The following is a 16,623-nucleotide window of genomic DNA, read 5'->3' on the forward strand; positions in this document are numbered from 1 at the left end:
CGAACGAAGAAAGATGGGATCATGTAATCGGGCAAATCTTTAGCGAGAAGGTCTCTCCACTCGTCAGCGGCAAGCTCATGCTCTGTCACAATATACGCGCATAAGTACTTGCTTCCATTTTCCTCTTCTCTGGCGATAACAATTGCTTCTTTTACCTGTTCAAGCGAAAGCAGTTTGCTTTCAATTTCCCCTGGCTCGATTCGATATCCCCTAATTTTGATCTGGAAATCCCTTCTGCCCAGAAAGTGGATGTTCCCATCCGGTAAGTAGACAGCCAAATCCCCTGTCTTATACATTTTTTCATAGCCCGGTTCCGCGTATGGATTATCGACAAAACTTTGTTTCGTTTGCTGCTCGTTATGCAAATAACCTAATCCAAGCGGCATGCCTGAGATGTAGATTTCTCCAGGGACACCTATCGGCACTCGCTTTCCGTATGCATCAAGAAGAAGGATTTTCGTGTTGAATATCGGTTTTCCAATCGGAATACGATCTTCCTCTCCCGTAATTTGATAAGCAATGCATCCGATACTTGCTTCTGTCGGGCCATACAAATTCGTCGGTGATACATACTGGAATATTTTCAGAAATTTGGAAACTGCGGACGGAACGATTTCCTCGCCGCCGATAATGATCTTTTTGAGCGATTGTAATTTGCCCTGTAGCTCGAGATTTTCAGCTAACTGATTGACGATCACATTAAAGACAGATGGGACGAAATCAGTTAAGGTAATTTGTTCTTCTTCAATGATTCCAGCCATGTAATCAGCCGATACTGTCATCCCCGTAGTAGGCAAGACCGTTTTTCCGCCATTGGTCAGCGGCCAGAAGAATTGCCAAATGGCACTGTCATAAACATGGTTGGTGGTCTGAAGTACAGATTGCGCTGCGTCTAGTCCAAAGTAATCATCCATCCAGAGAAAGCGGTTGACGATCCCTCTATGAGGTACGACGACTCCTTTTGGTTTGCCTGTTGAACCAGAAGTAAAAATGACATAGATGGGGTCTTCTAGCGATACGGACAGATTCGGATTTTTGGCATCCATTGTCAGTTGCCCCAGATCAATCGCGACCAATTTCGCTCCCAAATCCGTTTCCGTAAAGGAATGGTCAGATTCTACGAATACGAACTCGCTCCCCAGCTCGGCAATAACAGACTGGAGTCGATCGACAGGCCACTGAATGTCCAGTGGTGAAAACGCTGCTCCCGTCTTCATTACACCCAATAGTGATACGACCAATTCGAGACTTCTTTCCATCAGCACAGGTACATACTTGCCTTTACCTACACCGCGTTTCAGCAGATCAGAAGCGACTGCATTGGCTTTCTCGTTCAATTGTTGGTACGTGATTGTCGAGCCTTGATAGGAAACGGCAATTCGATTCGGATAAAGGCTGGCTGATTCCTCGATGGCAACATGGATCGGTTGTACCACAGGATACGCTCGCTTCGTATCATTACTGAGCTTCTCCATCAACTGCATTTCTTCCGGAGACATGAGGTCAATCTCGCCCATAAGAATATCCATGTTAGCAGCTACCTGCCGCAGTACATTGGTAAAATGGTTAATAAAACGCTCCATCGTTTCAGGCTTAAATAGACTGGTGCTATATTCGCACTCCACAAAAAAGCTGTCATTTCTCGTCTCGACATTCATGACGATGTCTAGCTTGGATATTTTCGTTTGGAATGGATAAAGGCTGACCTCTACCCTGTTCCAGTCAAATGCCGTATCTGCTACATTGTCATAGGAAAACATGGTGTCAAATAACGGATTCCTGCTTGGGTCGCGTCGAACTTGAAGCTTCTCCACGAGATCTTCCAATGGATAATCCTGATGTTCAAACGCCAGTAGTGACTTCTCACTTAGCTCCTGGACAAACTCGCGGAACGTTTTGGTGCCTGCTGGATAATTTCGTAGGGCAAGCGTATTTACAAACATCCCCACTACATTTTGAACATCGGTGTGGTTACGTCCTGCCACTGGAGTCCCTACGACAATGTCCTCTTGCCCCGTATATTTGGACAGCAAAACGTTGTACGCCGCCAATAGAATCGAAAAGACCGTTACGTTTGCTTCCTTCGCCAAGTTGTGCAAACTGCGGGATACATCCGCCTCAATCTCGCTTTCGACCGTACCCCCTTCAAGCTTTGAAACTGCGGTCGCTGATAGTCCGTAGGCAGATTCATGACAGGTAGTTCCCCGCTGAATTCATCGAGCCAGAACTTCTCCTGCTTATGGGACTGACCCGTCGTCTTGATCTGTTTCAACCAAGCCGAATAGTCCTTGTACTGAACGGTGAGTGGTTCTGGATTTCGCCCGTTATACAGTTGATTCAACTCATCAATCACAATGCTCACCGATGTTCCATCTGCTATGATGTGGTGCATGTCAATCAGGAGCAAATGCTTGTCCTCTGCCAGTTTGACCAGCTTGACGCGCAATAATGGCGCCAGGCTCAGTTCGAATGGTTGAATGAACGTCCGAATGAGATTTTCTATACGTTCAGGACTGTCCTCTGCGCGAGCATGATCGATGGCAAAACGGACAGAGTCATGGACAAATTGTTTAGGCTCACCATTTACGTAGTCGAAGGACGTACGGAACGCCTCGTGCCTTTGAATGAGAGACTGGAATGCGTTTTCCAATGCCGTAGAATCCAGCTGCCCGGAAAGAATCAGCGCGCCTGCCATGTTATAGGCCACACTCGTTTCATCGAGCGATTGAACCGTAAAAATTCTTTTTTGCGAAGGAGAGAGCTCATAATTCTCTTGTTTTCCAACCGACTGAATCAAAGGCTTTTCGGTCAGTGTCGATTCAGAAATAACGTGGGCAAAACTTCTGACAGTAGGATTTTGGAAAACGGCTCGCAGCGGAATTTCTACCTGCCACTCCTTGTTCACTTTGGCAAGAAGAATGGCGGCGTGTAGCGAATGTCCACCGATCTCAAAGAATCGATCCAGCGCGCCGACTCGTTCGATACCCAAGACCTCTTGCCATATTCCTGCAAGTTTTCTTTCATTTTCTGTTGCAGGTTCTACGTACTCCTCGGATATTAGCTTAGAAAGATCCGGTTCAGGCAAAGCATTACGATCGATTTTGCCGTTTGGCGTCACAGGTAGCTCTGCCAATTGGATGATAAAGGTTGGCACCATGAAGTCAGGCAGGGAATCGGCTAAAAAGCCCTTAATTTCGGACGAACTTACTCCCTCATCCGTCGTGTAATAAGCGCACAATACAACGGATTCATCTCCCTTTGTCTTCGGGAGCACAATGGCATTGCGAACCTTTGCATGCCGTAACAGTTGATTTTCGACTTCGCCCAGCTCCACACGGAATCCACGAATCTTCAATTGGTAGTCCGAACGACCAACAAACTCCATATTTCCATCTGCCATCCAGCGCACAATATCGCCGGTCTTATACATGGTCTCACCAGGACGGAAAGGATTTTGGATGAAGCGCTCACGGGTTAATTCTTCTCGGTTCAGATAACCCCGCGCAACACCTGCTCCCCCGATATATAGTTCTCCGTACACGCCCACCGGCTGTGGCCGCCATTGGGAATCCAACACATAAAATTCTGTGTTTTGCAGCGGTTTTCCGATCGGAACATTTCCGGTTGTCATTTCGGTATCGCCAGCTATTTCGAAGTAGCTGGAATCAATAGCAGCCTCTGTGACTCCATAGCTATTGATGATTTTGATCTGCCCGAAACGCTCGACCAAGCGGACAAACGCTTCGCTTTGGCATGTATCCGAACCAAGAATCAGCAATTTCAGATGAGAGAGCGGCAATCCATTTTGATAAATGTATTCCATAAAAGGAAGAACAAGAGCAGGTGTCGATTCAAACAAGGAAATTTCATACCGGGTCAACCACTGATAAAGAGCCGGAAGATCAATCCTTACATCACTAGGACAAATCACCAAATGCCCACCATGCAGCAGGCCCTGCACAAATCCCCTGCAAACACGTCAAAAGAGAAACTCGCCATCTGCAAGAGATTCACATTCATCTGTTCAAGTTCGTACTCATAGCGCCATGTATTGGCTACACTCACCAGATTGCGATGCTCGATCATGACCCCTTTGGGTTTGCCAGTAGTACCGGATGTATAAATAATATAAGCGAGATCGCTCGGTCCGGAGATGGCGTCGAGATTGGATGAATCCTCCGTGTAACTGGCTTCTGTGTCCAGATCGATAATGACGCCGCTAAAGTCTATTCCGCTCTGTCCATTTTGATTAACCAGCATGACCTTTGCATGACTGTCTTCCAACATGAACGAAATGCGGTCTTTCGGATACTGAGGATCAATCGGAACATAGGCTCCACCCGCCTTCATGACTGCCAGAACAGCAACGACCATGTTAATCGAGCGTTCTACCAAAATCGCAACGGAGCTGTTTGGTTTTACACCCTGATCACGCAAAGTCCGTGCCAAGCGGTTTGCTTTCTCATTGAGTTCCTGATAGCTGATCTGCTCTTCCCCGTAAGAAGCAGCGACTTGCTCTGCATGGCGTATTGCTTCTGCTTCAAACCATTCATAGAACGTTGGATAGAGAGGAGCGGGTATTTGCTTTCTCTCTTGATTAAAGTCAGCAACAACCTGCTTGACGTCTTCGCTGGACAAGTACTCCAAATCAGCTAGACAACTACCATTCGATTGCAGAATGGAGTGAAGAATCTTGGCAAAGTGATTGGCCATTCGCTCAACCGTATCGCGTTTAAACAGATGAGTGCTGTAATCAAATTGGCACGTGAGCGTTGTCCCATCGTCATGGACATCAAGACTGAGATCAAAGAGGGACACACCTTTTGGATATTCATACGTCGTGACTTTGAAATCATCTGAGGCCACGTCGTCAAAGGATTCATAATGGTAATCAAACATGGTATCAAATAGCGGATTGCGGCTCAAATCTTTGTTTAGTTGAAGAGCATCAACCAGTTTTTCAAACGGGTACTCCTGGTTTTCAAAGGCACGTATGGCTTGATTTTTCACTTCTTTCAGGAAGTTCGTAAAGGTTTTGCTTCCTGTCGGATAGTTTCGGATGGCCAACGTATTTACAAACATGCCCATCATTCGTTCCAAATCAGGGTGTTGTCTTCCGGCCACAGCAGAACCGACAATCAGCTCCTCCTGCCCCGTGTATCGAGAAAGAAGTACATTGTAAGCAGCAAGCAATACCATATACAAGGTCGTGTCAGTTTCCCTAGCTAATTGGAGTAACTGCTTCCTGACTTCCTCACTGATCCCCATCGTCAAGCGGTCACCTTCAAAGGATTGAACGGGCGGTCTTTGATAATCAATGGGAAGCTTCAATACCGGAAGCTCTACTTGACCAAATTGGTTAAGCCAATACTCCTTTTGAGCCAAGAGCTGTTCTGATTCCTCCCTCTCTTGCTCCCATGCCACAAAATCTTTATACGTCACGCCGAGCTCAGGCAGTGATTCTCCTCTATACGTATGCAGCAGCTCACGGATAAACAGAGAGACCGAATAGCCGTCCGAAATAATGTGGTGCATATCCACAGCTACAATAAAGCGCTTGGCTGACACTTGGAAGATTTTCGCCCGAATAAGCGGTGCTTTGCTGAGATCAAATGGCTGGATAAAGGTGCGAATCGCCTCATTTACATCTTCTTCAGACAATTGTTCGACCTCAATATCCAATGGCAGATCGTCATGTAAAACTTGCACGACTTCATTCTCTCTGATGACAAAGCTGGTTCGGAAAGACTCGTGCCTTTGTATAACCTGTTGCAAAGAGTGAATCAGACGATCAAGTTCCAGTTCCCCATCCAATTGTAAGTAGCCGGATAGGTTATAGGCGGTTCCTCCATCCAGACCTTGGAGGATGTACATTCTTTTCTGTGCGGAAGAAGCCTTATAGTATGGCTGCAACTCGCATGAGCGAATGGGAGTAAAAGCTTGATGCTTCGACGAGTCTACATAAGCGGCTAATTCACGTATCGTCTGCGATTGAAAAATTTGATGCAAAGGAATTTGCACATGGCATTCCTTGTAGATTCTACTGAGCATGACCGTCGCTTGTAAGGAGTTCCCGCCATGTTCAAAAAAATTATCATCCAGATACATCGGGGAGCTTCCCAAGACTTCTTGCCAAATGACCCTAATGGTCTCTTCGGTCGCTGTACCAGCCCGCTCTACTTCTCTGCCTCCCGTGCTTCTTTGCCCTGCAAGTCGATCGGATGAATCGATAATGTGGATTTCTCCATTTCCTAGTTGAACAGCCGTTTTCGTTGTTTGCTGCCAATGAGACAGGTCCGCATGCTCGAATCCCCCATCAGCCAGATACACCTGTCCGACCGCACCCACAGGAGCCAATTGCTGATACTGATCCAGGACATAGAGGGAAGCTCGTCCTACTCGATCATCTGGCACATCCTGCAGAAGTTCTGTCCATTCCGCTGTATATTTGCCCAGGTTGCCACTGGATTCGCGTAGCATCATTTCCATCTCGTTGGGCTGTAAAAGTGATAGTGCATGAATTTTTTCCTGATCGTCTTCTGCAATACGATGCAAAAGATTGGCGAAGTAGACTCCCCACTGGCGAAGAATCTCCGTGGTTACTACCCCGCTTCGTGCATCCAAATCAACTACAAGCTCTCCGCCCACTTCTGTCACGTTGACAAAAAGATCGTACTTGCTGTAAATGATCCGATTGGGCAACAGCGTAGCCTTCATTTGAGCGAAAGTCAGGTTGTGAAGCGGTCGATCCATATTGAACAACACAGAAAGCTCTGGCAAGTTCTGATGCGGCAAATTCTCAGCTAATGCTGCAAAGGAGTAAGCTTGATGCTTTTCTATCTCCGCAACCGCCTGTTTCACCCGAGACAAATAATCCGCTGCCGTATCATTGCCGTCAATCTCCGTGGAAACAGGCAACAGGTTGACGCAGTTTCCGATCAAGGACATTTTGCCGATATGGGATTGACCCGCAGTAGGAATCGCAACAACCATCTTTCTATTTCCAAGAATGCGATGGAGGAAGAGGTTAAAAGAAGCCAGTAAGGTAATAAACAGACTGTTCTTGTTTTGAATGCTTCTTTTTCTTGCCTTCCTTGTGATGCTACTGTCGATCTTGAAGGTAATTCGCTCACCTGTAAAAGATGGTTTTCCCGTTTCTCGTTTCTCTAAAGGAAAAACGAGCTTGGGAATTGGATCTGCGAACTTTTCGTTCCAGTACGTGAGCGCGTCCTGAAACGCTGGATTCTCCATCTGATTTTCTTGCCAGTTTCGGTACGTAGAAAACGGTGTAGAAGGCTCGAGCGATATAGGTCGTTTCTGTGTAAGGGCCGAGTAGATATCATCCAGCTCTTTTATAAAAACAGCCATGGACCACCCATCCGCAATCATGTGATGGAAGGTGTAGGAAGTCAGGAATTTGGCGGTAGCCAGCTTGATGACACTTACCCGATACAGAGGGTCCTCAGAAGACAGTTCAAATGGCGTGCCTGTTTGTTCATCCAACAGCTGATTCCTTTTTTCTTCCTGTTCCTCAGAAGAAAGGTGACTCAAATCTACGAATCGAACATGTATGTCCCTCTTGGGCAGTACCACCTGATGCTCTCCGTTGGAATCAATGATGGTCCTCAATGCTTCATGACGATCCACCATGGTTTGGACTGCCTGCTCAAACACAGGGATATCAAGCTCACCCTCCACCTGAAGGGAGATAGTCTCGTTAAAAGCGGCGGATGCTTCTACTCGATATTTGACTGCAAACCACATTTGTTTCTGTTCAGGGCTAAGAGGAAGCCTCAGTTGTTCCCCCGCACGTTCCACAAGCGTTGCCTCTGGCTGCTGTCCATCCCGTCTCGTAAAGTTTGTCATTTCGACGACTTGATTTTGTTTGCGTCCTCCATTCGGAGAAGTTGGGGGTGGCTCTGGCAAAAAACCTCCTCGCCTCAGATCATCAATACTTTCCTTCACCGCATGGATCAGTCTCTCGATATCCTCATCGGAATGAGCAGTGGAAAGGAAGCAATTTCTGCCCTCCCATATATAAATGCCCTTGCTGATCAGATGGTAGAAGAACAATTCTATATCGGTAAACGATACGAAGCGGAACAAGGAACCGCAATTAATCATCTGGATTGGAATCTGCTCGTTCTTAAAATACGCGTTAAGCGTTTCTACCAAGTAGAGAGTCTTTTGAGTCAACGCATCCTGAAGCTTCGGCCCCTGATCCTTCAAATATTCCAGAGTAGCGATCGCAGCATGCATCGTCAGTGGATGCGTGCAAAACGTTCCGCCCACAAACGTCTTTTTCTCGGCATTTACCGGGTAAGAATGATCTCCAAAGTTCCAGGTTCCCCCATCTACCGCATCCATGAACGCAGCTTTACCAGCTACAACACCGATCGGCATGCCACCACCCGGAACTTTCCCATACGTAACGAGGTCAGCTTCTATTCCATACCACGCCTGTGCGCCACCAAGATGTATGCGGAATCCCGTAATGATTTCGTCAAAAATAAGGGCAGTGCCTGATTGGCTTGTGATCTCTCTGACTTCCTTCAAGAATTCCACTGGCTGCAGATCTGGACGGCGGCTTTGAACAGGCTCGACTAATACTGCGGCCAGTTCATGTGCATGTTTTTTAATCAGCTCGATTGATTTTGGATGGTTGTAGTTTAAGACCAGGACGTCATCCACCGTATGTTGGGTAATACCTGGTGCCATCGGTATGGCCTTCCCGTCCTGGGACTCAGGATCAGCAACAGTCAGAACGCCGTCAAATGTACCGTGATAGGAGCCGGAAAATAATGCGATTTTCGAACGGCCTGTAACAGCTCTAGCCAAGCGCAGTGCCACCATGACTGCCTCTGTCCCCGAATTGTAAAAAGCGACACGCTCTACTCTGGTAAGCTCGCTGATTAATTCTGCTACCCTTCCAGCTACATCCGACATAGGACCCAGCGGAGGCAGATCAGATTGAATCTGTTCCTCCAGCTTTTTCATGATAAATGCAGGATTATGACCGAGCAGGTTTACACCGAAACCCATCGTCAGATCGACATATTCATTCCCATCGAGATCCCACATTTTTGAACCAGCTGATGCTTGTGTAATGATCGGATAGACCATTTCCTTCCAATAAGAACGGAATCCAGACACATTGCGATTGTTCGCATGAACAAATCGGTGCTCTTGCGTATACTTCTTGGAGTGCTTTGTCTTTTCTGTATAGCTTTGAATGAATGTGTTCAAATACTCTCTTTGTGTCGGTGTAAAATTGCCTCGTTCCCCGATCATCAGTGGCTGATACGGTATAAATGGCTTCTGGCGTTCCTCTTCATTTACCTTGACGTGTGGTTTTACTTCGGGTTTGTTGCTCTCGGGAGCAACAGGCACAGATTCAGCTTGTTGCTTTGGTACAAAGCTTTGTTCTTGATTCAACAGCTCCAATTGCTTTTGTAACAGCGAAGCCATTTGGTTTTGGTGTTCAGACAAAAGCGAAATCTGCTTTTCGATAATGGTTTCAACCGCCCCTGCGCTTCTCGAGACTGGCATTTTCATGGATTGTTCTATCGGTTCTGATTGCTGAATATTGTGAACGTCATTCTGTCCCACCACTATGTTTGCTCTCGGTTGCTCGATTGCCATCCATTCCATTTGTTTGGCGGAAGCCACAGCGGGGCTACTGGATAGTTCCAGAGCGATGTGGGCCGCTAGCTTATCAACACTGGTAATAGTTTCATACAACTCTTGGGCCGGAATGACCACTCCAAACTTTTCTTGAATTTCACGATTGATTTGTACGAGCATAATAGAATCCAAGCCTAGCTCCAGAAAATGAAGGGATGGATCAATTTCATCTACAGCAAAACCTGAAGCATGATGAACCAACTCTTTCAGAACTTTTGCGATTGGCGCAGTTCCTATCTCTGACACAGTAGCACCTCTATTTCCGCTAATAGTATTCGACTGTTCTGGAATGATGGTGATCACATCATCTGTAATCCAAGAGCGAAGCTGATCAAAAGGATAGACCGGCAGTGGCATTTTTCTTCTCTTTTTGCCATCTCTGTAGAACTCATCCCAGTCAACCGTAGCTCCCTGTACATACAAATCGCATAATGTCGATGCATACGAATACTTCATCTCTGTACTCGCCTTATGGTACTTTTCCTGCACATCCCGAGCGGATTGACTCAACAGATGAACGGTTTCTTCTGGAACGCGCTTTTTATTAGGTGAGTAGACGAAAACATCTCGATCATTTTCAAGCCGAACCGCCAATCGGTCGAGCTTTTGTTCGAAATCGCTGCGACTATGCAAAATGAGTGCAATCCGATAGGGAAGCGTCTCTCTCCCGGTATTTGCCGTATAGCACAAATCAGACAGAGAAAGCGGTCCGCTGGTAGAAAGAAACTCCCGGTACTTTTGAATCAGACGTTGAAGGGCTGACTCAGATTTGGTTGACAAAGTAAACACTTGCACCTCGTCTGAGACTGTCATCTCCGTTTCATTAACCGGCACATACTCTTCCAAAATAACGTGGCTATTGGTCCCGCTAAACCCAAACGAGCTAACCCCGCATCTCCTCGGATGTCCATCTGTTTCCCATTTTTCCAGTCTGTTTTGCACATAGACTGGCGACTTTTCAAATGCGAAATTCCGATTCGGCTTCTGGAAATGGACGAGGGCTGGCAGCTCTTTGTGCTTTAACTGCAAAGCAGCCTTAATCAAGCCAGCGATTCCCGCTGCTTCATATAAATGTCCAATATTCGCTTTGACAGTGCCGATTCCACAAAACTGTTTTTTCTGTGTATATTGTCGGAATGCTCTCTGAATCCCATCCAGCTCAACGGGGTCCCCTAGTTTTGTACCCGTTCCATGCGCCTCTATATAGCTAATCGTTTCAGGGTCGACTTGCGCATCCTCCCAAGCGTCTACGATTAATTCTGCTTGAGCCTGTGAGTTCGGTGCGGTAATCCCGACTGTAACGCCGTCTTGATTAACAGCGCTTCCCTTTATCACAGCATAGATGTGATCCCCATCCTCGATGGCATTTTCCAAAGGTTTTAACAGAACTGTAGCTACGCCTTCACCCCAACCCGTTCCATCAGACTGATCGTCAAACGCCCTTGAACGGTTGTCAGAGGATTCCATTCCAATCCCAGCCTTCAGTGCCAGCAGGATGGTTTTGACTCCACCTGCCAATGCCATCTCACAATCACCGTTTTGGATAGCCTTGCACGCCATATGAACCGCAACCAAGGAAGAAGAGCAGGCTGTATCCACAGTGACAGCAGGGCCGCGCAAATCAAGCAAGTGCGAAATGCGGCTTGCAATAATGGAAGGAAGGTTGCCTACTGCATAAGAGGGCAAATCCTTGGGACTTACCACTGACAAAAGGCGTTCGTAATCGTATCCCAACTTGGAGAATCCGACATACACCCCTACTTTTGCCCCTGAGAGCTTGTGCCCGCCATAACCTGCATCCTCTAGCGTATTCCAAGCATTTTCAAGGAACAGCCTTTGGTTCGGGTCCATTAGCTTCGCTTCTTTAGGAGTGATCGAGAAGAACGAATAGTCAAACTCATCAATCTCCTCTAAATAACCACCCTCCACAAGGCTATGATTGCCCTGCTCGCCTCTGACAAGTGATACATATTGTTCTGTGTCCTTTCGTCTCTGACCATGAAGCTCATGAATACAATCTTTTCCCCCCCGGATGTTTTGCCAAAATTGATCCACATCCTGAGCCTGCGGGAACTTACAAGAAATCCCGATAATCGCGATATCCTTTTGTTTCTGTTGGCTCGTATCTGTCTCTTTTATGCGATCTGTCGCTTGATCTTCGTGGAAGAGACTGTGAGAAAGCTTAGAGATCGTTGGATAGGCAAACAGATCGGTTACCGCCATCGTGATCCCCATCTCTTCTTCTATCCGCCCTGCTAACTGGGTCAACTGCATAGAGGACACGCCAACGTCAAAGTAACTGTCGTTTGGTCCCAACCTGTCTGATTGAAGCACCTCGCGGCAAATCGAAAGCAATTGTTTTTCTAATTCTTCACGTAACTGAGGTGATTTATCGGTTCTCTCCTCTTTTACCTCATCGTTGATTCGGCGTTGCATTTCCTCGGAAACATCGCGAAATGCTCCAGACTGATACTCCCTAGCCACTCTATATCGTTCGACTTTTCCACTCGTTGTTTTGGGGATGCGCTGAATCGGCAAGACCTCGCTTATTCTCCATCCGGTTCGCTCGTTCAAATGCGTTTTCACTTTCTTGGAAAGCGCAATGAACTCGTCTACACTTTTCCGATGAAGGATAAACACAAGAATGTCTTCTTCCTTGCTTTTCTCGTTGAATACCCCGCAGGCAACGACCTTCCCAAGCTCGACTCCTTCGACTTCTTCCGCAATCCGCTCAATATCATGCGGATAAACGTTTTGGCCATTCACGAAGATGATGTCTTTCGCACGCCCCGTAATGACAAGACGTTCCTTACGCATAAAGCCTAGATCCCCTGTTCTGAGCCATCCATCAGTAGTCATTACATTTGCGGTGGCAGTAGGGTTGTTGTAGTATCCAGCGGTTACGTTCTTTCCTCGAATCTGGATATGACCAACAGTATCGCTTGGTAGCTCTTGATCCTCGTCATCACATATTCTTACCTCGCAAAAATCGATGGGGTAACCCACTTCTACCAGTGTGAGAGCTTCTGGATTTGTATGATCCGTCATCTTGATTGGCTTTCCTACCTGGATAAAACTGCGATCCAGAGAAAGCGTTGTAAAATGCAGGTTCTGATCCGGAATCGTTACTCCCACAGAGGCTTCAGCCAATCCATAGCACGGGAGCATGCTCGTTTTCTTCAATCCATACGGGCTCATCTGATCCAAAAACTGATGGATTAATTCCGAAGCAATGGGTTCTGCTCCATTTAAAATCGTGCGAAGCGTAGACAAATCCCACTCTTCAGCCACTTCCGGTTTAAACCTGGACAACACATATTTATATCCAAAGTTCGGAGAAGAACTAATCGTCGCCTTGTGCTCGCTTACTTTCTTTAACCATAGTGTAGGCCGCCTGATAAACAGTGAGGTATGAATAAAATAATGCTGAACTCCTGCATATAACGGGGATAAATGGAACCCGATCATCCCCATGTCATGAGTTAAGGGCATCCAGCTTAGAAATGAGTCAGACTCATCCGTTCCAAGCCTGTTATTAATCGCAAGAACATTATGGACAAGGTTTTCATGCGTCAGGGTAACCCCTTTTGGATCTCCTGTAGACCCAGATGAAAATTGAATAAAGGCCACATGATCAGCAGAAGGATAGTAGATGGTGCCCTTCTCTTCATTTTTCCCGGTCTCATCAAGCAGGAAGGACTTCGACTTCAATGATTCCATTTCCGTCAGGTAGTTGTGTTTACTAAAGAAATCCTCCAGTCGTTTCCATACGCTATCCGTCGTAATCAGATACGGATTGATTAACGTCTTCCAAACCTTTAACAGCTTCAGACGATGCTCTTCGTTATCCCCTACAGAGATAGGCACGGCGATCATTCCACCGAGTAAGCATCCCCAGAAAAGGCAGACAAACGTTCGGAGATTACTATCCTCAATTTGAAAAACGACCTCATCACCAGGCTTGATTCCATTTTTTTGGAGGACAAATAAATAACCGAGGGCTTCTTCATACAATTCTTTATAGGAAACAAACACCTCATTTTGGTCTCCCAAAATGAAGGTAACGCCTTTATGGTTCTCGTTCTTCCACAATTCCAGCGCTTCTACTAATGTCTGAACAATATGCAAAGCGTTGTTCCTCCCTTGTCCCATGTTTAAATAGTTTCTAGTACTTGCCTGGTGAGCATAACCACTCCAAATGCTCCCTTTTGCTCCCCACGTGCATACAAGAGAAGTGATTTTCCCCAAGCTGTGACTCGTTGTACGAATCACCTGTCTCCCGTTTTCTTTTCCGGGCAGCACATAGGCTCGTACCCGATATTAGCAACCAGTCATCTCATTCTGAATATTAGGAACTTTTACCCGGAAACGATATCGCCACTTACCCGGAAGAAAAAGCTCATCCCATTCTTTTTCTTTCAGCACTTCGGAATGCAACGAACAGATATACAACACTTACTTTGATTCCCTTTTATTGATTTTTTTGAAGTGCTAAGCAGTAAGAAACCATCGCCATAATGAGATGGATGATTCTTACCTTTTTCCAGGAATGGATATATCGATCAATGATTTTTTTAAAATGGCTGCTTCTTTTGTCTTTTCTAGAAGTGGGATAAGGGCGGCGATTAGAGTAACGGTCACATTGCAGCGAGTGTAGCAGGGGAAATTGGGCATTGATTTTCAAATATTCACGTGGGCTAATATGATGGTGAACAATAAGAATATGAGTGATTTGGGAATATTTTACTATCCCATATATTAGAAGACAAGCCTTAAATTATTAATTTTTGCAATTTATTTAAATTAAAATTCATTACAATGTTACTCTGAACTTATCTTGACGCATATGAAAAAGGCTTTCACCCGCTCTTTGTAAAGAGAGGTGGAAGCCTTTCGTTCTTGTTCTATTACTCAACCGAGTAAACCTTTCGGCTGGGAAGCTCCAAGCAATGCAGACGGCCGCCGTATACGGCACCCCCGTCAATGCCAATGATTTTATTTTCACCGTAAAACACATCATGTTTACCGTGCAAGTAACTGGTTGGCGTGTGACCAAAAACAACGGTCTTCTCACCCTGGTAGCCTTTATGGAACTCATCACGTATCCACATCAGCAGGTATGGGTCAGTCTCTGCAACTGGAGTCTCGGGATGTACACCCCCGTGAACAAAAATATAATCATCGGTTTCATAATAGCTGTCCAAGCCAGCCAAAAATTCCAGATGCTCTTTGACTGATGAGGTGATTTCCAAGGCCTCCGGTGCACCAGACTCCGTATCTGCTGCGACATGACCATAGCTCGCCAGCGTCTTTTGTGCGCCATTTCTGAACCATCGCTCGATAAAGACAGGGTCTTGTTCGAATGATTTAACCATCATATGATCATGGTTGCCCATCAACACGATTGCCCCTTCTGCATGGAGCTGTTTCACCTTGTCGACGACCCCCTTCGACTCTGGTCCACGGTCTACATAATCACCTAGCAGGATCAATTGATCGTTTTGTGGATCGTACTGAACTTGCTCCATCAACGATTCCAGTTTTTCCAATTCCCCATGAATATCGCTGATTGCCAACAATCTTTTCATCCTACACCCTTCTTTCGCTCGTCTGCGGCTTCTCTTTCTTTACTATCATGTCCCCCTATTGTACGCCCCCTTTCACCTGATTGCCAGCATGTCTGTCCTACAAAAGCTTGCAAACGTGAAAAAAGCCCAGGCCCAAAATCATATCAGGCCAAGGCTATTCCAATTCTTCGTACTTATTTACTCGGCATCTCATTCCAGAACGTAATTTCTTCTACATCCAGGCGAGTAGTCGGATGACCAGGCTCAGCCGCTTTGCCCACTGCAATTAACATGACCGTTTCATATTGATCTGGGATTTGGAAAGCTTCCTTGAATTTCTCGCTGTTATAGCCTCCCATTGGCACCGTGTCATACCCTCTTGCCTTGGCAACGAGCATCAATTGCATCGAGACGAGACCTCCGTCTACCAAAGCAATTTCCTTGATGATTGCTCGATCCCGATTCTCATAACGCTTGTTGATGTTGTCGATGAGTGTAGCTTTTACTTCTTCTGTCATGTAGCCTGCTTCTACCGCTTTTTTGTAGATACTCCCGGCTTGCTTGTAGCCCTCATAATCAGCCAGGACTGCAATAATCGCCGCAGACTCAACCACTTGCTTTTGGTTAAATGCGATGGGGAGCAGCATCTCTTTCAATGGCTGTTCATCGATAATCAAAAACCGCCATGGTTGGAGGTTAGAGCTGGAAGGCGCCAAGGTCGCTTCCTTAAGCATTTCCTTTAGTTCATCCCGCGAGATTTTTGCTGTTGGATCGTAATGACGTACGGAACGACGCTCCCGAATGACGTCCATAAAAGCCTTTTGATCGATGACTTTTTCCATGATTCCATCCTCCAGTGGTAAGGTTTCCAATTGAGTGAGTAACTGAGTAAGTAACTAACTTTATTACAAAAAAACTCGTGTTCAAACTGTATCACATACTCCAATTCGCTGGCAATCTTTTTGTATGCAAAAAAACGCTTTGGCTAAACGGCTCACATCCTGTCATGAATGCAAGCGCGACACCAAAGCGTTTATTTGTTAAACCGGAGAAAAAGCGGATAAAACGGCTGGCTGTCTCACGGTGTCTCCATTCGGGAGCTCGACAACGAGATAGCCACTCCCTTCGTCCTCAGCTGCTTCCCAACTCAATGAAAAAGCTTTGCGGCTAAATGCTTCCTCTTCATCCAGACAACCAAGCATCGTCGTCAATGTGTCTGACGTAATCGGCACTGACACACTTGCTCCTTGCTCTTGTGGAAGAGAGAGCAGTTTCGGCGCGTCTTCGAAATATTGCACAGTATCGAGGAGCAGAGAAACCTGCTGCCAGCTTAGCGGTGAAACAAAGGCTTCAAACGCCATCTATTCATCAT

The 16,623-nt window shown here is 46.2% G+C and carries 4 protein-coding genes and 1 pseudogene; all 5 read right to left on the minus strand.

Annotated elements, in window-relative coordinates:
- Positions 1-19: 19 nt before the first annotated feature.
- Positions 20-3,961, minus strand: a pseudogene (locus tag ACQ5DJ_RS07925) (condensation domain-containing protein).
- On the minus strand, positions 3,928-13,812 hold the full coding sequence (locus tag ACQ5DJ_RS07930) for an aminotransferase class III-fold pyridoxal phosphate-dependent enzyme (RefSeq protein ID WP_429841961.1): 9,885 nt from the start codon (positions 13,810-13,812) through the stop codon (positions 3,928-3,930). The pseudogene ACQ5DJ_RS07925 and the gene ACQ5DJ_RS07930 overlap by 34 nt, the downstream one beginning before the upstream one ends.
- Before the next feature lie 779 nt (positions 13,813-14,591).
- Positions 14,592-15,272, minus strand: a complete 681-nt coding sequence (locus tag ACQ5DJ_RS07935; protein WP_429841962.1) for a metallophosphoesterase family protein — start codon at positions 15,270-15,272, stop codon at positions 14,592-14,594.
- A 173-nt stretch (positions 15,273-15,445) separates the two neighbouring features.
- Positions 15,446-16,093 carry a nitroreductase family protein gene (locus ACQ5DJ_RS07940; RefSeq protein ID WP_429841963.1) on the minus strand — a complete coding sequence of 216 codons (648 nt, stop codon included), beginning with the start codon at positions 16,091-16,093 and terminating at the stop codon, positions 15,446-15,448.
- A 198-nt stretch (positions 16,094-16,291) separates the two neighbouring features.
- Entirely contained in the window at positions 16,292-16,612 is a 321-nt protein-coding gene (locus ACQ5DJ_RS07945; RefSeq protein ID WP_429841964.1) for a hypothetical protein, read from the minus strand.
- Between the last annotated feature and the right edge of the window lie 11 nt (positions 16,613-16,623).

Origin of the sequence: Brevibacillus sp. FIR094 (assembly GCF_050477165.1) — a bacterium.
Classification (GTDB): Bacteria; Bacillota; Bacilli; order Brevibacillales; family Brevibacillaceae; genus Brevibacillus.